Origin of the sequence: Pseudomonas cerasi (assembly GCF_027983475.1) — a bacterium.
Classification (GTDB): domain Bacteria; phylum Pseudomonadota; class Gammaproteobacteria; order Pseudomonadales; family Pseudomonadaceae; genus Aquipseudomonas; species Aquipseudomonas cerasi.
This window is the reverse complement of the sequence record NZ_JAQJVM010000001.1, coordinates 1,934,208-1,953,099: the sequence shown is the minus strand read 5'-3', so window position 1 is coordinate 1,953,099 and position 18,892 is coordinate 1,934,208. Positions and strand designations below refer to the sequence as shown.

The following is an 18,892-nucleotide window of genomic DNA, read 5'->3' as shown; positions in this document are numbered from 1 at the left end:
GGCTGCAAGGCACTGAAACCTTGAGCGCGCCGGCATTCAAACGGCAACGTTGCGGTTACTGGGCGCGAATCTTCTCGACAATCGCGGTGGTGGAGCTGTTTTCCACCAGCCCCAGCACACGTACCTCGCCGCCGTAAGCCTGAACGATATCGGCACCGACCACCTGATCGACACCGTAATCACCGCCCTTGACCAGCACGTCGGGCTTGACGTGGGTCAGCAGGTTTTCCGGGGTTCCTTCCGGGAAGCTGATCACCCAGTCCACGGCCCCCAGACCTGCCAGCACCGCCATGCGCCGGTCAACGCTGTTGATCGGTCGGCCCGGCCCTTTCAGGCGGCTGACAGACGCATCGTCGTTGACCGCAACGATCAGGCGATCACCCAAGGCACGCGCCTGCTCCAGGTAGGTCACATGACCTGCGTGGAGAATGTCGAAGCAGCCATTGGTGAAGACGATCTTTTCCTTGTGCGCGCGCGCATCATCGACCGCCAGCAGCAGTTGCTCCAGCCCCAGCACGCCGCGCTCGGAGCCCTCTTCGCGCTGAATCGCGCGGCGCAGCTCCGGGGCGCTGATGGCCGCCGTGCCCAGCTTGCCGACCACGATGCCCGCCGCCAGATTGGCCAGCGCCACCGCATGTGGCAGCTCCTCGCCGGCAGCAATCGCTGCCGCCAGGGTAGAGATCACCGTATCACCAGCGCCGGTCACATCGAACACTTCGCGGGCACGGGCCGGCAGGTGCAGCGCCTGCTGATCAGGACGCAACAGGGTCATGCCATGTTCGCCACGGGTCACCAGCAGCGCGCCGAGATCGAGCTCTTGCATCAACTGCGCACCCTTGGTGACCAGTTGTGCCTCATCGACACAATGACCGACGATGGCCTCGAATTCGCTGAGGTTCGGCGTGATCAGGCTCGCGCCGCGATAGATCGCGAAATCCTTGCCCTTGGGATCGGCCAGCACCGGAATGCCGCGCTTGCGGGCGGCCTGAATCAGCGCCTGATGGTTTTTCAGTGCGCCCTTGCCGTAGTCGGACAGGACCAGCACCTTGATGCCGTCCAGCAAGCTGTAAACCTCTGCGCTCAGGGCCAGCGGGTCGGTCCTGAACGGTTCTTCGAAATCGATGCGCAACAATTGCTGGTGGCGACTCATGACACGCAGTTTGACGATGGTCGGCTGATCGGCGATGCGCTGAAAGCGCGCCAGCACACCAGCAGCCTTCAGGCTGTTGGTCAGACTTTCAGCCGCCTCGTCATCCCCCGTCACACCGACCAGCGAAGCGGGGGCGCCCAGCGCAGCGATATTCAAAGCCACGTTGGCAGCACCGCCCGGACGGTCCTCAATCTGATCGACCTTGACCACAGGCACTGGCGCTTCGGGGGAAATACGCGAGGTACCACCATGCCAGTATCTGTCGAGCATGACATCGCCAACCACCAGGACAGGGGCCCGATCAAAGCGCGGCATGGATAGCTTCATGGAACAACCCGTACTTGAAAAATGGACAGGGGCGGAATCTTAGCACAGGGGTTTGCAACCGACAGGCTGTTGAATCACGCCACCCAAAAGGCAGGCGGACCGTCTGGGTCCGCCCGGTGAACGTCAGGTCAGACAGCGCCGACAGGCGAAGGCTCGTCCAGCCCCATGGCATGCAGGCGGGCGTAATAGCCGTTCTGCGCCAGCAGCTCAGAGTGCGTACCGCGCTCGACGATCTGCCCGGCATCCATGACCAGAATCAGGTCGGCCTTCTCGATGGTCGAAAGGCGGTGGGCGATGACCAGCGTGGTACGGCCCTTCATGACGTGATCCAGCGCCGCCTGAATGTGCCGTTCGGACTCGGTGTCCAGCGCCGAGGTGGCTTCGTCGAGAATCAGCAAAGGAGCGTTCTTGAGCAGCGCGCGGGCAATGGCCAGACGCTGGCGTTGACCGCCGGACAGCAGCACCCCGTTTTCGCCCACCTGGGTATCGAAACCCTGCGGCAACTGGTCGATGAATTCCTTGGCATACGCATCAGCGGCAGCCGCTTCGATGTCGGCACGCGGCGCGCCAGCCAGATCGCCGTAGGCAATGTTGTTGGCAATCGTGTCGTTGAACAGCGTGACGTTCTGATTGACCTGAGCAATGTGCCTGCGCAGGTTGCGCAAGCGATAATCGTTGATTTCAACGCCATCGAGCAGGATGTTGCCCATGTCGTGCCCGTAGAAACGCGGGATCAGGTTGGCCAGGGTTGATTTGCCGCTGCCGGAACGCCCTACCAGGGCAATCATCTGCCCCGGCGCAGCGGAGAAACTGATGTCGTTCAACACCTGACGCGCAGTCTGCGGGTAGAAGAAGCTGAGGTTCTTCACCTCGAGGTGGCCGGTCACGCGATCACGCTCGATGGTGCCGGTATCGACTTCCTCTTCCACATCCAGCTGTTCGAAAATGCTCTCGGCACCAGCGACACCTTTCTGGATCGTCGAACTGACTTCCGACAGCTGACGAATCGGCTTGGGCAGCAGGCCCGCAGCGGTGATATAGGCAACCAGATCACCCGCAGTCGCGTCGCCACGCAGGAACAGCACCAGGAACATCAGCACCGCCATGGCGCTGTAGATCACCAGTTGCAGCATCGGCGTGTAGATGGCGCCGGTCTTGGTCATGCGCAGCTGCTTTTTGGTGTTGCTGTTGCTGGCCTGGGCAAAGCGCGCCTGCTCATAGGACTCGCCACCGAAGCTGCGGACTACGCGATAGCCCTGAATGGTTTCCGAGGCAACATGCGTGACATCGCCCATCGCCACCTGGATCTTCTTGCTCTGCTTGCGGAATTTCTTGCTCGCGGTGCCGACCATGACGGCAATCAACGGCAGAATTGCAAGCATCACCAGCGTCAGCTTCCAGTTCATCATCAGCAGATAGATGAACAGGAACACCACGGTCAGGCCTTCGCGAATCACCACCTTGATGGCATCGGTGGCAGCGCCGGTCACCATCGTGACGTTGAAGGTGATGCGCGAGATCAGATGGCCGGAATTGGTCGTGTCGAAGTAGCGATTGGGCAGCACCAGCAGCTTGTTGAACAGTTCTACGCGCAAATCATGCACCAGCCCGAGGGAAACCTTGGCCAGGAAATAGTTGCCCAGAAACGAGCCCAGTCCCTGCCATGCGGCGATCAGCACGATCAGCAGCGGCACGGCCTGCAACAGCTGCAACTCGCGCAGATAAGGGACATTGGGAAACAGCACCGCTTCGGGATTGGTCAGGCCGTCGACGAAATATTTCAGGATGCCGGCGAGCATCGGCTGGGTCGAGGCGAAGATCACGAAACCAATGATGCTGAGCAGGAAAATGCCCACATACGGACGCACATAAGACAACAGGCGGAAATAGATTTTCACGCTGGAGGTTGTGGACGATTCGGAGGTTGTCATGAGAATCCGTCGTGTTAAAAAGAGGCCGAATTGTATCACAGCAGTTTTCGCGGCTGCCTGCTGCGGTAACATAGGCGGCTCGTCCATTCCCCGGGGATTCTGATCGCTGCCTGAAGCCTGCACGTCTGGCTTCTGTATGACGACCAGGAACCCCTGGGGCGTAAAAACCGGAGTATCGATGCAAGCGTTTGACCACGCCCATTACCTTGAACTGGTTCAAGGTGCCGAAGTGCTTGAAGCCGACGGCACGGGCGACAAAGTACTCCGTCTGCGTGACGGCTCCATGTTGAAGTTGTTTCGGCGCAAACGCATTGTCAGCTCCGCAGCCTGGTACCCCTACGCGCAGCGCTTCGCAGACAACTGTGAAACGCTGATCAAACGCGGCATTCCCTGCCCGCGCATACGCTCGGTCAGCCGCATCGCCGAGATCGAGCGCGATGCCGTGCATTATGATCCGCTGGCTGGCTTCACCCTGCGTCAGCTGCTGGGCAGTGCGGTGGCCGACGACAAGCTGCGCAGGCAACTGGGAAGCTTCATTGCCGGGCTGCATGAAAAGGGCATCTACTTTCGCTCGGCCCATCTTGGCAACGTGATCCTCACGCCGGAAGGCAGCCTCGGCCTGATTGACATTGCCGACATGAAAACCTATCGCCGCGCCTTGCGCAAAAGCCTTCGCTTGCGCAACTTCAAACACATGCTGCGTTATCAGGAAGACCGCCAATGGCTGCTGGACAACGGCAACCCGGCTTTCCTCGATGGCTACATGAGCGCGCAGACCCTGTGCGACACCTCTGAACTGGCCCAGGCTGTTCAATAAACCTGCCCCATGAAAAATGGCCGCTTTCGAAGCGGCCATTTTTTGATGCTACTGCTGCTGCCTGAGCCGATGCGTCTGCACCACTCGCCCGAGCACCATGGTCGCCGGTAGCAGCACCAGCACCCAGAGCTCGTCTGGGTTGCCGACCAACTGGCCGCCGTCGAAGTTAAGCATGACCAGCGCACACACCAAGTAGAGACCCCAGGCATCGCCGTTGCGCACCGCGTCCCACAGTGTCATCGCCATCACGACCAGAAACATCACCAGCGAAGCGGCACCGGTATACAGCCCCAGCGACACGAAAATATTATGCGGGTGCTGGATCGGTATGCCGCCCGTCAGGGTCTGGGTCGTGTAGAAATCGACACCACAACCGAGCACCCAGCCGCAGCGACGCCATTCACCGGTCATGATTTCAAACAGCTCGATGCGGTAGGAATCCCCTCTGACCATCAGCAGGGCGACCCACTGTTCATCCTTGACGAACCAGAAGGCTGCCGCCGCCACGACGCCCAGCGCCAACAAGGCGACTATCGTGCGCAGTGGAAAACGGTACAGCGCATAGGCGGTGCAGACGGCGAACAGAACCGCGCAACCCACCAGCGCAGTGCGCGTCTGCACGACAAAGGCGGTTATCACCAGCGTGACAAGAACGGCGCAGACGGCCTCGACCCAGCGCCGCTCTCTTGCCCACAGCGGCATGGCCAACGCCAGGCTGCAGACCAGCCAGGCACTGGCGTAGATCACGTTCTCCATTCGCCCCGGCAGAATCGCCACACGCTGGCCGAACTCGAACTGCCCGGTCACCCAGCTGTGAATGCTGCTGAGCAGGATGTACAGGCACAGCGCCCAGAACATGCTGCGCACGAATACACCGCGCCTGAAGAAACCGTTGTCGGTGATCCCGGCCACGATGAAGACAAACAGGCTGACGTAAATGATGTGCTTGTAATACTGGAACTCCTGCGCCTGTAGCGCGGGGACCAGAAAACAGGCCATGAACACCGCCCAAGCGATGCCCAGGGGCTTGGCAAACACGCCAGCGCCGCGGTACTTGATCAGGAAGAACAAGCCCGGCAGCGCCGTGAATGCATAAAACAGATTGTTGGTGATCTTGGCTGAGGGGTTGAGGATGAAACTCAGCAGGAAGATGACGATGGCAGCCGTAAAGTACTGCTGCACTTTGTTGCCGGGTACTCTTATCGGGTCAACTGACATTATTAAGCAACCAACCTGCTACTAGGCCAGCGAGCACTGCGACGATCAGCTTGATGCGATCCCGACGTTTGCGACGCTGTTTGTCAAGCCGCTCCTGCGGCACCTCCACGTGCTCACCAAACCCGGTGTGCAACACGGCATCATTTTCCAGAATCAGAGCGTAACGGTTTTGCGCGGCGAATAATTGTGAAAGTTTCTTCTCGCCACCGTGTTCGGCATAAGGCGCATGCTGCAGGTAATCAGCCAGGCGGCGCAGCCCCGGATTGAAGGAAAAACCCTGCCATTCCGGCTTGTGCGAGCCCAGTTTGTAAAACGGGATACCCTCGACCACTTCACGCTCGTTCAGGTAAACGTAAGGGCTGTGGATACGCAGATCATGATTGTAGCTGCGCAACCAGACCTGCAAGGCCTGAGGGTCGTGATCCAGCAGCGTCATCGACTCTTCGATGAAGTGCGGACGGTAGAAATCCCAGTCGTCTTCGCAATGGAACACCCAGGACGTTTCGATCAGCGAATAGGCCGCATCGACAGAGCGCATCTGCCCCAGCTTGGGGTTGTTGATGATGAAGCGCGTATGCGGGTGCCAGTGCTCGGGAATGCACGCCTGGACCCGGGCATCGCCGGAGTCTTCGGTAATCAGCACATGGCGTATGGGCGCAGTGTTGAAATGGTCGAACGTTTCCAGAGTGCGCTTCAACAGGTCGAATCGACCACAACTGGTGACAACCAGCGTAATGTCGCTGTTTTCGCTGAATACCATCATTCGTTCCCAATCATTGAATATTCATAATTCCCTACCATCCCAATCGTGACCGCAGGCGATCGACCCAATTCGCCGCCGGCATGCTGCGCAGTGGCGCATGCATGGCGTCCACGATGGCTTTTCCAAGGGCATGGAATGTAAAGCGTTCCTCGACCAAAGTCTGCCCATTACGGGATATTTCACTGGCCAGTGTGACGTTATCGCGCAATTTCGCCAGCTTTTCGCGAAGTTCGGGAATGTCGCGATAGAGCACGATGTTGTGCATGTCGACAAAGCCCAGCGCGCGGTTTTCTTCAGCGCCCTGATCGAAGGCAAGCAGCACACAGCCGCATGCCATCGCCTCGAAATTCTTGATCATGTATTCGCCCATGCCCACGTCGGCACTGACGAAAAAACGGATACGGTTCAGGGTGTCGCAATACTCTTCGCCGGACTTGGTCCGCGTGACGAGCAGATTCTCGACCTGGCCCAACTCGTCCAGCAACGCCTTGCGGCCGCTGTAGGCCACGCTGTTGGTGCTGCCCACGAAGGCCAGTTCGATGTCACGCTCGCGTGCCTGCAACTGCAGCAGGCTCTGGTCATAGCCCTTGGGCACGAACACCGCATCGAAGCCTTCCTGACGCAGACGCTCGCTGACCATGAACCCCGAACAGATCACCCGCGCCCAGGGCAGCCTGCGGTAGTGCGCGCTGAACTTGCCGGTGTATTTGCACGGAATGTAGTTCTGGTAGGCATCGTGTTCGAGGATGACCAGATTGGGAATCGTGCGGATGAAGCCGACCTGACGCACTTCCTGCTTGAAACGCAGGAAAAACACGATCCGGTCATAGCGGCTGACGTCCACCTCACGGCGGAAATAACCACGCAGGTTGCGTTGCTCCGCAGAGCTCAGCCAGCGCACTTCGCATTCACAGTGTGCGGCGATGCCGTCATAGAGACGGTCCAGAATCGCACGCTGCTCTTTCTGGACCAGCAGTAGAACTTTCATGGTTTTCCTTGCAGTACTGCGCCTGCTGAATCAGAGATCACGGCTGTACCAGAACAACTCGTGTCGTCGCACCGCCTTGCGGAAGAATTCGTTTTCGCCCTCGGCCGGCCAGTGGCGACCGGCCAGAACGCGCTGCAGCGCACGGCGCACACGGCGCTTGAACGGCATCGGCGGCAGCAGGTCATGCATCATGCCCAACGCCATGGCCTTGTCGCGTTGCGCGGCGACCGACAATTGCAGGCTGTACGGCACCAGCGGCAGCGCGGCATCGAATACCGGTGGCAGGCTGATGCCGCTGTAGGCATCGCCCATCGGCCAACGGTCGTTGTCGTGCAGGTGATTGGCATAACCGAGCACTACGTCCGGCTGCCATTCGAGCCCGAGCAGGGCTTCACGCACCGCAGCCTGGGCGCAGATGTGATCGGGATGGGGGTCGATGGCAGGATGCGGCATCACCACAACCTGCGGCCGGGCCTTGAGAATCAGCGCGCGCAGGTCGGCGAGCAGGTTGTTCCAGGTCGGCTGGCCGTCGTCGCCGGGCAGTGGCAGGGTATTGAATTGACGGAACAGGCGGGTATCGGTCAGATCCGCCTCCCGCGAGCCAATCGGCATATCCGGCGCAGCCTGCATGGCGGGCAGTTGCAGGCAGAAATAGCCCAACTGCACACACTGCGACTCGGGCACCCCGCCCCAGCGCGCCACGGCGATACTGTCCCAGGCCCGCAAGCGGCCCTTCATGCGCGCAGCTTCGGCGCGCTCCATGCCCATCTGCCGATAATGCTCGGCCTCGATCTCACCGGCGGTCAGCGTGATGATCCACGCCTCCTCGGCCTGGCTGTACAGTCCGAACGCGGCCAGTTCGGCATCATCGGCGTGCGGTGCGATGACCATGACACGCTGTTTTCGCGCATCCGGCTGGCGAAACAGCCAGAGCCGCGGCGTACCGGCCAGACGGCAGCAACGCCCGCGCAGTTTCAGCACACCTGCGGCCAGCGGCTCGCCCAGCCCGGTCAGGTTCAGATAACGCACACCACTGACGCCGCGCTCGAACGCCTGCCGGTCGCTCAGGCCCTGACCTTGCAACTCGACCACCGGATCGAGAAAACGTCCGAGCCAGGTGCTTTTGACCGTCAGCGCCAGTACCAGCGTCTCGTCGCCATTCAGTTGCAAGGCGGGGTCGATCAGCAACGTGCCGCCGTCCAGGCGGACGCCCGGCACTTCGCTGTCGGCAGCAAAGGTGTACTGATAGTCGTCAGACGGCGAATAAAACAGATGATCGGCAAACCAGGCCTCATGAGCGACCCAGGCACACACAGCCAGCAGCGGCGCCAGCCACCAGGCCACCAGCACGCCGACCGCAATCAACAGGAACAGACCACCCAGCAACGCCAGCCGCTTGTTACGGCGATGGCGTTTGAGTAGTTGCTGCTTGCGACTCAAATCTGGAACACCGGAACGGGGTTGCACCATCGGTCCTTGTACTCACGGTCGGCACGACCGAAGGAAAAACGCAGTGATTTGCCCAGTGCGCGGGCGTTCTCCCAGGCGGACTGGGTATTGACGAAGCTCAGCACGCTGCCCGGGCTGAAGTCCCGGGTTTCGGGATCGACACCGCCGTTGACGTACTCGATGCTGACCCACTGCGGCGCTTCGACGCGATACACCAGTTGAATGGCAATCGGCGCATCGTTGAGAAACACCACCGAACCGATCAGCAGTTCGCGCAACAGCTCGATGACCTCGGCCTTGTGCCGGGCACCGGTCGCTTCGAAGCCCCAGCGACGCTGAAACAGATCGCAGTACATATTCGCCAGTTCGGTGCTGCTGAACTCGCTGACAGGCCTTACCGTACCGCCAGCTTCTTCGAGCAGGCGAAGCTCACGACGCTGGTTGTAACGAAATTTCTTGGACAGCTCTTCAGGCGTGCGCGCCATCGCCAGGGATTCGGCCTGTGGCTTGAAGGTACTGATGCGGCCTTCGTTGAGCGAAGACACATAGCGGGCCCGATGGCGGACCGGCACCTGGATATCATCGGCCACCGGCAGAATCAGCTCGGCATTCCCCAGGTCAAACAGCCCTTTTTTGCCATGGCGCTTGAGTTCGTCCTTGGACAGCGCCAGCGAGCGATCCCAGGTGGCGATCGCGGCCTTTACTTCACCGCCCTGCTCCCAGGCCAGATAACGCACAGCGATGCCGGAAAAGGCCGACAGACGCGCAACCACCAACGGATGAGTGGCGACGCTGCCGCCAAACCGCTGCCAGGCCTGCTCGTAGGCAGCCGCATCGATCTGCACCCAGCCACGCTCGCGCCAGCCTTTGAATCGATTGAGCATCAGGCCCCCGCTGTCAGGCTGGAGACTTGTGGCAGACGCCAGAAAACATTACGCACAGCATGGTCGGAAAACCGCTCGCGCAAGCGCAACAGCATGCGCTCGGCACAGTCCTGACGTTGTTCGGCGTCGAGGCCGGCCATATGCACCAGGCCGTTTGCCAGGCTATGTACATCACCCAACGGGAACAGCAGGCCGACGTCTTCGACCACTTCCCTGGCACCGCCGCATGAGGTTGCAACCAGCGGGACACCGGCGACCATCGCTTCCAGCAGGACCATGCCGAACGGTTCGTGGTCCGAGCTCAGGGCGAACACGTCGAATGCCTTGAAGTAGCGGCGCGCATCAGGCACTTGGCCGAGGAAAAGCACCTGCGGGCCGATGCCCAGCTCCAGCGCCAGGGCCTTGAGGCTTTCTTCCAGGCGACCCTTGCCGAGAATCACCAGTTGGCTGTTCTCGGGAAGATCGGGCAGCGCCTCGGCAAAACCGCGCAACAGCGTGGCCTGATCCTTGTCGGGATGCAGGCGACCGACATTGGCGACAATCCAGGCCGATGCCGACAGACCCAGCTCTGCGCGGGCATCTTCAGCGGAAAACTGACTGCCCTGCAGTTGCTCGACATCGATCCGGTTGTACAACGTCTGAATGCGCTCGGCCGGCCACTTGGGCAGGCTGCTGCGCAGGTCGTCGCGAACCGCGTCGGAAACACCGAGCAGGCTCAGGCGCTTGCGAAACAGGTTGGCGAACAGCTTGCGACTGCGCCGGTGGTAATCGCCGAACGCATGATGCACACCGATCACCGGCAACTTCGTCGCCAACAGGGCGATGTACACCGGCTTGAAACGGTGCGCGATGCAAAAGCTGAACGAGCGCGTCGCGGCAATCTTGCGCAGGTCCCGAATGGCGCCCAGCTTCAGGCCACGAATGGCGCTGGAGCTGTATTCCATGAACAGCACTTCGTCCGAACCGCAGTCAGCGACGACATCCGGATCGGCGGCACCGGTCAGAAACACCGTCGTCACCCGATAGCCCTTGCCGGCGAACAGGCTGGCGTATTGCCGCGCGCAGTCCAGAAACGGCCCGTCATAGCCGTGACAGAACTGCAGTACGTGACGTTCAACCGAGCGTGTCATAAGCCTCGACGCCCTCTTTTACCACCAGGATGTCTTCCATGATCAGGTACTCAAGGTCCGAGCCGAAGAACATGTTCAGCGCATCGGTCGGCGAGCAGATCATCGGTTCGCCACGGCGGTTCAGCGAGGTGTTCAGGGACACGCCATTGCCGGTCAGGTTTTCCAGCGCTTTCATCATGTCGTAATAGCGCGGGTTGTATTCGCGCTTGAGCACCTGGGCTCGGGAGGTGCCGTCTTCATGGACGACTTCCGGAACGCGGGTTTTCCACTCTTCGGCCACTTCGAAGGTGAAGGTCATGAACGGTGCCGGGTGATCGATCTTGATCATCTGCGGGGCGACGGTGTCGAGCATCGACGGGCAGAAAGGCCTCCAGCGCTCACGGAACTTGATCTGATGGTTGATGCGGTCGGCCACGCCGGTGACGCTCGGGCAACCAATGATGGAACGACCGCCCAGTGCGCGCGGACCGAACTCCATGCGCCCCTGGAACCAGGCAACCGGGTTGCCCTTGACCATGATCTCGGCAATCCGCTCCGGCGTGTTGTCGATCTGGCGCCAGACCGGCTTGCTTGGGTGACGGGCACAGGCCGCGATTACATCTTCGTTGCTGTACGCAGGGCCGAGGTAGACGTGTTCCATCTTCTCGACCGGCACACCGCGGGCGTGCGATACGTAAGCCGCCGCGCCCACCGCCGTACCGGCATCGCCGGACGCAGGCTGCACGAACAGCTCTTTGACTTCAGGGCGGGCGATGATGCGCTGGTTCAATTTGACGTTCAGCGCACAGCCACCGGCGAAGGCGATCTTGCCGGTTTCCTTGAGGATGTCACCCAGGTAGTGATCCATCATCTGCAGCGCGAGCTTTTCGAACAGCGCCTGCATGCTCGCGGCGTAGTGAATGTAAGGTTCGTCGGCCACGTCACCCACGCGTTTCGGGCCGAGCCATTCGATCAGTTTCGGCGAGAAGTAGAAGCCCTTGCCGTTCTCTTTGTAGCGACGCAGGCCGATGACGTTGGCCAGCTCGGTATTGATGACCAGCTCGCCATTCTCGAAGGTCGCCAGACGCGAAAAATCATACTTGCTGGCATCGCCGTACGGTGCCATGCCCATGACCTTGAATTCGCCGTCGAGCATCTCGAAACCGAGGAACTCGGTAATCGCGCCGTACAGGCCGCCCAGCGAGTCCGGATCGAAGAATTCCTTGATCTTGTGGATCTTGCCGTTTTCACCGTAGCCGAAGAAGGTCGTGGCGTACTCGCCCTTGCCGTCGATGCCCATGATCGCGGTTTTCTCGGTGAAACCGGAACAATGGTAGGCACTGGAAGCATGGGCCAGATGGTGCTCGACCGGCTCGATCTTGATCTTTTTCGGATCGAAGCCCAGTTGCTCGAGGCACCAGACAATCTTGTTGCGATAGCGCTTGTAACGGCGATTACCCATCAGCAGCGCATCGAGGGCGCGATCCGGCGCGTACCAGTAACGCTTGGCGTAGTGCCAGCGGGCCTTGCCGAACAGGCTGATCGGGGCGAACGGAATCGCGACCACGTCGACATCCGAAGGCTTGATGCCTGCCTGTTCCAGACAGAACTTCGCCGACTCGTAGGGCATGCGGTTCTTTGCGTGCTTGTCACGAACGAAGCGCTCTTCTTCGGCCGCTGCTATCAGCTTGCCGTCGATGTAAAGCGCTGCGGAAGGATCATGGCTAAGGGCGCCGGACAGGCCAAGGATCGTCAATGCCACTAGTGTCTAGCCTCTTTAGTCTGCATGCAGGCGCAGGGCGCCCGAGAAAAGGTGTGCCCCCGCACAGCGGGCTGAGGGCAGCTAAAGGGCGGGATTATAGCGTAATGACCAACGATTGGCTCGACGCGCTGAAATGTCACTGAAGGCGGCCCGCCAGACGGTGTACGAAACGTCTCTTTCGCCATGCTGCATATTTATCTACGGCGTTGCTGCCCGTTGCATCTGATTAATTGAGGCCTTTAGTCGCAGCCCCCGAGGCCGCCGATCAAACCTCAGCGCATTGCGCAATGGAAAGCCTGTCATGACACAAACACCACCCTCTCTGGATTTCAACCTTTCAACGCCGAGCCCTGTACCGACGACGCCCGGCGATACCTGGCCTGAAGCGTCCGCAGCGCTGAAAAGGCTCGACGAACTGCGCACCCTTCTGGCCAGGGAACTGGACGCGCTGCCCAGGGCCGGCGAGGCCTTGCTGAGCGCCCTCGACAACGATGACGTGTCCGAACGCGAACCGGAGATCGTCAGCCTGTTGCAGCAGATCGACGACTACTGGACGGCCCCGGGCGAAACCGGTGAAAGCCGCCGTGATCGCCTCTTGCCAGCCCTGCAAAGGGCTGTGTATGACGAAGTCCACGTCAGGATTCACGAGCGCGATTTCGACAGTGGCTACCTGGCCTGCCTGCCCGAGGCGCCCGAGCAGGCGCAAGGCCCGGCACTCGCCTGTTCGACCGTGTGGGTGCAGCTGCACGATGACGAACAGATTGAAATGGCCGGCGTGCTGGTGATTTCTCAAGGTCAGGGGCGCACACTATTGATGCTGCCAGGGCTTGGTATCACCGCTTTTGCCACGCCGCCCATGATGGCCAAAACCCTTGCGCAGTGGCTCAACACGCCAACACTGCGCGATGCGCTGTTCAGCAGCGCGGAACGACAGCATCAGGACCGGCTGGCCGAGATAGCTCAGGACGCCGACCTGTACCTGGAACCGTTCACGGCTGCCGATGTGCAATTGCAGCCCGTTACCACGGCACCGTTCCTTCACGCGTTCGACAGGCTGCTGAACAAACAACGCAACGACATCCGTTATGCCTGCGAACAGCACGGCACGGCGGATCGGCTCACGCGTCAGTCGCAAATCCAGCAGGCCATCGACATGCCAGGCCTGCTAGGCCCCGCCGCCATGCTCGAGCTGCGGGAACTGACCAACAGACAACGTCAGTACCAGCGCAACTTGCCCGAATGGATGAAGATCGCCAGCGAGGCTGACCTGCAGACCTATGCCCGGCACCTGCAACGCTACGACGCGGCGCATGCCGCAATGCTGAGTGTGCTGGGCAGCGCAGCGTCGCCGGAGCGGTTTGCCGAAATGCAGTTGCGCGCGCGCCTGGCCAATGACCTGGGTCATGATCTGGACCCTCGGGCCTTGATCATCGACACCCGTCGCACGCTGCCAGCGACGAGCGAGACCTACCACGTGACGCTGCCACTGACCGAACTGGCGCTCTATGGCCTGCATCCGGGCGACGAGACAGCAGGCTCGGACTTCCTCGACCAGACGGTTATTACCCTCGATGGCCAGCCGCTGGACGCTGCGTACTCGACATTGAGCCCGACCTACCTTGCCGGGGTGATTGATGAACTCGACCTGCGCGCGGTGTTTGGCAATTTCCAGCGCGAGGCCTGTCAGCAGGAACACAACCAACGGATGCTGCGCGCACTGGCGCGGGTCCGAATGACCACGCTCGGCTGGGCGGCGAAGATGCAGGGGCATATCCAGCCCGATGATTTTGCCATTGTTGAAGCGCTGACCAGCACGGCGGCGAGTGCGCCTGATCCCACGGTACGCGTGCAGCAGATCAAACTGAACGACCGTAACGTGATGGCCAGATTACTGGTGTTCCGCAAGCAGGATGCCCAAGGCCAGACGCAACGGCTGATCATGTTCGCCAGCGAGGCACCCGGGCAGCAGTATTTCAAGGCCTTCGACACCGACACCCAGCTGTTGCATGAAGTTGTCGGCTGGACCGCATCGCCCGCAATGATGGCCTGGCTGCTTGATCAGGTAGCGGTCGCAGCGCGTCCGGAACTGGCCGCGCAACTGACGGCCCTCAGCGAAAAACCCCAGCCCGCAAAGGACTTTCTGCAATTCATCGAGCACCCCGACTGCGAGACGGCACTGCGCAGTTTTACCGACGAGCAGACCCGCGTATTGCTCTCAGAGCAGGCCCGTCATACCCCGGACTGGTACCTGCGCGCCAGCCGTGCCCAGCGCCGGGAATTACTGGCCCTTGAACACGCCATCGATGGCGCGCTCGGCAACTATCAGGCCCAGCCGCACACCAGGGTTCAGTCGTTCCAGGATTACGTACACCAGCGTGCCAGCCAGCAGATCGGCAAACTGCTGGGCGTCCCTGCAGGTACGGTAGACCCTGACCTGATCGTGATCAACAGCGAGCGCGAAACGCTGACCTACACCGACATGCTGCTCAACGGCTACAACGACAGCATCGACCCCTTGCGCACGTCGGCAGCCACCGACGCCACGTTCAGCGGCCCGCCGGGTATCGACCTGAGCGCACTGTCACCTGCGGCGGTCGCAGGCTCGGTGCGTGGCCAGTGGCTGGCCGACGAGTACATTGCGCTGATCAGAAACACCCTGCTGAACAGCGAAAACGATGGCTACGCCTACCGCCGCCAATGCAGCGTGATGATCACCCAACTGCAGGTGAAGGCCGCTGCATTGCGCAGCCTTCTGAAAGGTCATATCGAGCCCACGCAGTATGTCTGGCTCAAGCAATCACTGGATAACGCGCACCTGAGCGACTCGGCTTCACGCGAGCGATACCCGCTCTATCCCCTGCAAATACATGTGGATAAACCGCTGATCGCCTCGGGCCTGACCGATGTCGATCAACTGGTTATCCCCGGCCCGCTGCTGACCCACATCGAAACCGTTCAGGGCTGCCTGGTCATTTTGCCGACGCAGATCCGACACGCCGCGCTGCTTTATACGCCGCAGGCACCTGACGGTATCGAATTCCGCCTGTTCAGCGACTTCGTGAGCTCGCTGGATAGCGAAGGGATGATCGATTACTACAAGGATCGCTGCCGCATCAAGGCACGCCGGACCCTGTCGTTCTTCCTGCGGGACATGCAGAAGGGCAATGCCAACAAGCCTCCGGTCATCCCCAAGGCATTTATCTCAGACGTTGCCGATACCTGTTTCAACCGGCCGCTGGAGCGCAGGTTGCGTGATGTGGAAGAAACCACCACGGGTCGCAACGACATGCTGGCGAAGCTGATCTGGGTCAGTGTCGAAATCATTGCCACGGCCCTGACCCTGCCCTTTCCGCCGGCAAGCTTTGCGGTGGGCAGCCTGATTTCATTGCATGACAGCGGGCAGGCACTGGTTGCGCTGAGCGCGGGCGACCGGGAGCGCGCCACGAGCTACATGCTGTCGGCACTGCTCAACGGCCTCGGTGCAGGCAGCGATTTGCTGGTGGGCCTGAAAGGACTTGGCGGTGTGTTGCATCAACTTGAGAGCGGTCAGCATTCGACCCCAATGCTACGTTCGTTCCAGCGCCAGCCTTCTCTGCCGCGTTACGAGGACCTGTACCCGGTAGAGCTGCAAGAGCAGGTATTGCTGCTCGGCACGCCCAACGTCCACGGGCATGCTGCGGTTTTCCAAGCGTCCCCTCTCGCCTCGGCACCCCCGCGTGCAACCGGTCAGTTCGCTGCACGCGAGCTCGGTGGCGCCTGGCAGCCACTTCTCCCCCTGCCCCCAGCAGCGCAGCGCGCACCATCCGGTTTGCGCCTCGACCTGGCCGTCGACATTTCGCTGGATAACGTGCCACGTATCGCCGATGGTCACGCAAAGGGCGTGCATGCGATCAATGGAAAACACTATATCCAGCTGTCAGACCGGGCCTTTGAGGTTCAATACGACGCACACGGGCGGTACTGGCAGATCATCGACCCGGCCAATCCGTTCGCCTTCTTCGGCAAACAGCCGGTTCGCCTGAATGACCAGGGCCTGTGGCAAGTCGTCCAACGGCAGCGCCTGGGCGGCGGCGGGCTGGACGGTCCGGGCACTTATCGCCCGCTGCCTGAGGAAGCCAGCGCAAGCTCAAGCTCGCTGAATATCCTGAGCGACTATCAGATGCCTGGCGGCATGCGCGCGCATCTGGATGTCGTCATCAGCAAGGAAGCCTTCGATCCGACCGGCGCAGGCCTGGAAGTCTATTTCGAAACGTATTTCACCGAGGTGCGCCAGACCTTCGCGGCACGCCGGGAAAAGCTCTATCAGGACGCCCAAGCCTTTTTTGCCCGATTCACGCCTCCACCCAGGCCGACCCTGCCCACCTATGAACTGCCCGGCAGTGTCGACACACTCATCAAGCACATCTTCAGTCACACTAACGGGCTGGTGTTCAGCGAAGCCCCGAAGTCGGTGGCCAGCAAGCGTCTGCTCCTGCTCAACATGCCCTTGCTCGCAGAGCAGCGTGTCGAGGTGCTGTACATCGAGCACCTGCTGATCGACAAACACCTTCGCAAGCTGGCCAGGTATCGCCAACTGGGTAAAAAGAGTTGCTCCGGCTCTCATGAACTCAAGTATTACCTGCAAGAGACCAATCGCGGCGCCCTGAACAACACAAGCACCGAATTCGATTACTACCACCTGATTAAGGCAGCCCACCGTTACGGGATCGAGGTGCGCCCGTTCAGTTCGTCGATCAGCTATCCGTTTCTCGGCCATACGGTGCTGAGCGCTGCCGATGACCCGGCAGCCGCCATGAAAATGAGCAATTTCTTCGGCCACAAGGTTATCAGCCACGACATCGAGCCGGCCTCTGCCAGACGCTGGGTAGCACTGCTCGACCGGAAGCTTGCCACGACGCACGATCAAGTGCCCGGCATCGCTGAAATGCAAGGGGCCGTCAGCGTGCATGTCCAGGACATACCTGCCGGACGACCGACACGCATCAGGCAAAGCGCGGACCTGCTGCATGAAAACACGCCGACTCACTATGACTTCAGCATAGCGTTTGCCGACCCGACGCTGCCCGCCCAACCGCTTCCGCCTGCCACTGCGCTGGATGACATGCTGATCCGCGAGCTGGGCGACCCGGCCGCGATTGCCGGGGGTGAGCGCTGGACGGGTGATTACGGGTTTGTTCTGGACGAAAACGATACCTGGCTACGCGTGGAGCCCGATGACTGGAGCGTTGACAGGCCGATGACGGCCATCCAGCAATCGCTGACCGATGCCACCTACGAAATGCCGATGGAGACCAGAACAACGCTGCATGGCCTGGCGAACTTCGAAAAGAAGGGCCTTGATATGGAGTATTTTTTTGAAGACATCGAACTCGACACTGTGCGCAATACATTCGACCTGCGGCGCACGACGCTACGAAAGGACGCCGCCCGGATCAGCGCGGCTCAACTGCCGCCTCGCCCGACGTTACCGGCGATCGAAGCGCAGACAAGCACTGCCGGACTGCTTGAAACCCTGTATCGCCATACCGAAGGCCTGGTTATTGGCGAGTCACACTCTTCGCTCGCCAGCAAAAAGCTGATCATCGACAACCTGCCGCTGCTGTCGCAGCAGAACGTCAAAACGCTGTACATGGAGCACCTGCTGAGCGATCTGCATCAGGCGGATCTGGATCATTTCCTTGAAACGGGGCAGATGAGTAAAACCTTGCTGCATGACCTGAAAACCCTGGACCACGGGTATCACACCGATCCGGCCGGGATCTACACCTTCGAACGGCTGATCATCAGGGCGCGGCAGCAAGGTCTGGAGATTCGCGCCATCGATTGCGCAAGCAGTTACCACCTCAAAGGCATCGCCTATCAAGAGTCCATTACCCGCCAGCAGATGATGAATTACTTTGCCTCGCGCACGATCCGCAGGCATCAGGACGTGATGGGCTCGCATAAATGGATCGCGCTGGTGGGCAACAGCCACTCCAATACCTATCAGGGCGTCGTGCCTGGCATTGCCGAACTGGAAGGCGGGATCGGCCTGCGGGTCGTCGATGTAGCTCCGGGGCATTCGAGGGGAATAACGCTGGATCCGGGGGAGCTCGTCTCGGGTGGCATAGCGGATGAAAAGGTCTACATCAAAGCTGATTATCGGGTGGAGATGGAAGTACTGCGCTCACAGCCGGTCAGGCTGCCAAGCATCGAGAAACGCCTTTCCAGGCCTGGAATGTTTCTGATACAGGAGGGTGAAGGCAATCTGCAAACCATCGTCCATCGCGCACGCGACACCTGGATTCACCATACACCGGTGCTGCGCAATGCCGAAGGCAAACTGTACATCGAACGTCTGCGCTGGCCGCGCATCCACCTCAAACCCTTCGACGACATCGATGCACTGGTGGCAGCACTCGAAGCAATGAACCTCACACGCATCACCTGAGGATGCCGATGCTCCGCGTCACACAGAGGACGCGGAGCGTCCGGAACTGCATGCCAACGCCGGA

The 18,892-nt window shown here is 60.5% G+C and carries 11 protein-coding genes; 2 read left to right on the top strand and 9 right to left on the bottom strand.

Features of this window, described 5'->3' with window-relative positions; all coding sequences use genetic code 11:
* Nucleotides 1-55 precede the first annotated feature (55 nt).
* Both hldE and msbA read right to left on the bottom strand, forming a co-directional pair.
* Nucleotides 56-1,477: a bifunctional D-glycero-beta-D-manno-heptose-7-phosphate kinase/D-glycero-beta-D-manno-heptose 1-phosphate adenylyltransferase HldE gene (gene hldE, locus PI739_RS08405; RefSeq protein WP_003431964.1), complete on the bottom strand. Its 1,422-nt coding sequence runs from the start codon at nt 1,475-1,477 to the stop codon at nt 56-58.
* Between the two features lie 128 nt (nt 1,478-1,605).
* Nucleotides 1,606-3,408, bottom strand: coding sequence for a lipid A export permease/ATP-binding protein MsbA (msbA, locus tag PI739_RS08400; protein WP_003431965.1), 1,803 nt, complete (start codon nt 3,406-3,408; stop codon nt 1,606-1,608).
* A 178-nt stretch (nt 3,409-3,586) separates the two neighbouring features.
* Here msbA and PI739_RS08395 point away from each other — a divergent pair, with 178 nt between their 5' ends.
* Nucleotides 3,587-4,225, top strand: a complete 639-nt coding sequence (locus tag PI739_RS08395) for a BUD32 family EKC/KEOPS complex subunit (RefSeq protein WP_003366239.1) — start codon at nt 3,587-3,589, stop codon at nt 4,223-4,225.
* 48 nt (nt 4,226-4,273) lie between these two features.
* Here PI739_RS08395 and PI739_RS08390 read toward each other — a convergent pair whose 3' ends face one another.
* The 7 genes from PI739_RS08390 to PI739_RS08360 are packed head-to-tail and all read right to left on the bottom strand — an operon-like array spanning nt 4,274 to nt 12,398.
* Nucleotides 4,274-5,443, bottom strand: a complete 1,170-nt coding sequence (locus PI739_RS08390; RefSeq protein ID WP_054081300.1) for an O-antigen ligase family protein — start codon at nt 5,441-5,443, stop codon at nt 4,274-4,276.
* Complete coding sequence (locus PI739_RS08385; RefSeq protein ID WP_054081299.1) at nt 5,433-6,206, bottom strand: hypothetical protein; 774 nt, start codon at nt 6,204-6,206, stop codon at nt 5,433-5,435. Before PI739_RS08385 ends, PI739_RS08390 begins: the two co-directional genes overlap by 11 nt.
* A gap of 31 nt (nt 6,207-6,237) precedes the next feature.
* Entirely contained in the window at nt 6,238-7,194 is a 957-nt protein-coding gene (locus PI739_RS08380; protein WP_054081298.1) for a glycosyltransferase family protein, read from the bottom strand.
* A gap of 30 nt (nt 7,195-7,224) precedes the next feature.
* On the bottom strand, nt 7,225-8,634 hold the full coding sequence (locus tag PI739_RS08375) for a PIG-L family deacetylase (protein ID WP_054081297.1): 1,410 nt from the start codon (nt 8,632-8,634) through the stop codon (nt 7,225-7,227).
* Nucleotides 8,631-9,527: an antimicrobial resistance protein Mig-14 gene (locus PI739_RS08370; RefSeq protein WP_054081296.1), complete on the bottom strand. Its 897-nt coding sequence runs from the start codon at nt 9,525-9,527 to the stop codon at nt 8,631-8,633. The genes PI739_RS08375 and PI739_RS08370 overlap by 4 nt, the downstream gene beginning before the upstream one ends.
* Nucleotides 9,527-10,657: a glycosyltransferase gene (locus PI739_RS08365; RefSeq protein ID WP_054081295.1), complete on the bottom strand. Its 1,131-nt coding sequence runs from the start codon at nt 10,655-10,657 to the stop codon at nt 9,527-9,529. Before PI739_RS08365 ends, PI739_RS08370 begins: the two co-directional genes overlap by 1 nt.
* Nucleotides 10,641-12,398, bottom strand: coding sequence for a carbamoyltransferase family protein (locus tag PI739_RS08360; RefSeq protein ID WP_003431977.1), 1,758 nt, complete (start codon nt 12,396-12,398; stop codon nt 10,641-10,643). The genes PI739_RS08365 and PI739_RS08360 overlap by 17 nt, the downstream gene beginning before the upstream one ends.
* Before the next feature lie 301 nt (nt 12,399-12,699).
* Between PI739_RS08360 and PI739_RS08355 the strand changes: the two genes are divergently transcribed.
* Nucleotides 12,700-18,828: a membrane-targeted effector domain-containing toxin gene (locus PI739_RS08355; protein WP_271351692.1), complete on the top strand. Its 6,129-nt coding sequence runs from the start codon at nt 12,700-12,702 to the stop codon at nt 18,826-18,828.
* Nucleotides 18,829-18,892 lie beyond the last annotated feature (64 nt).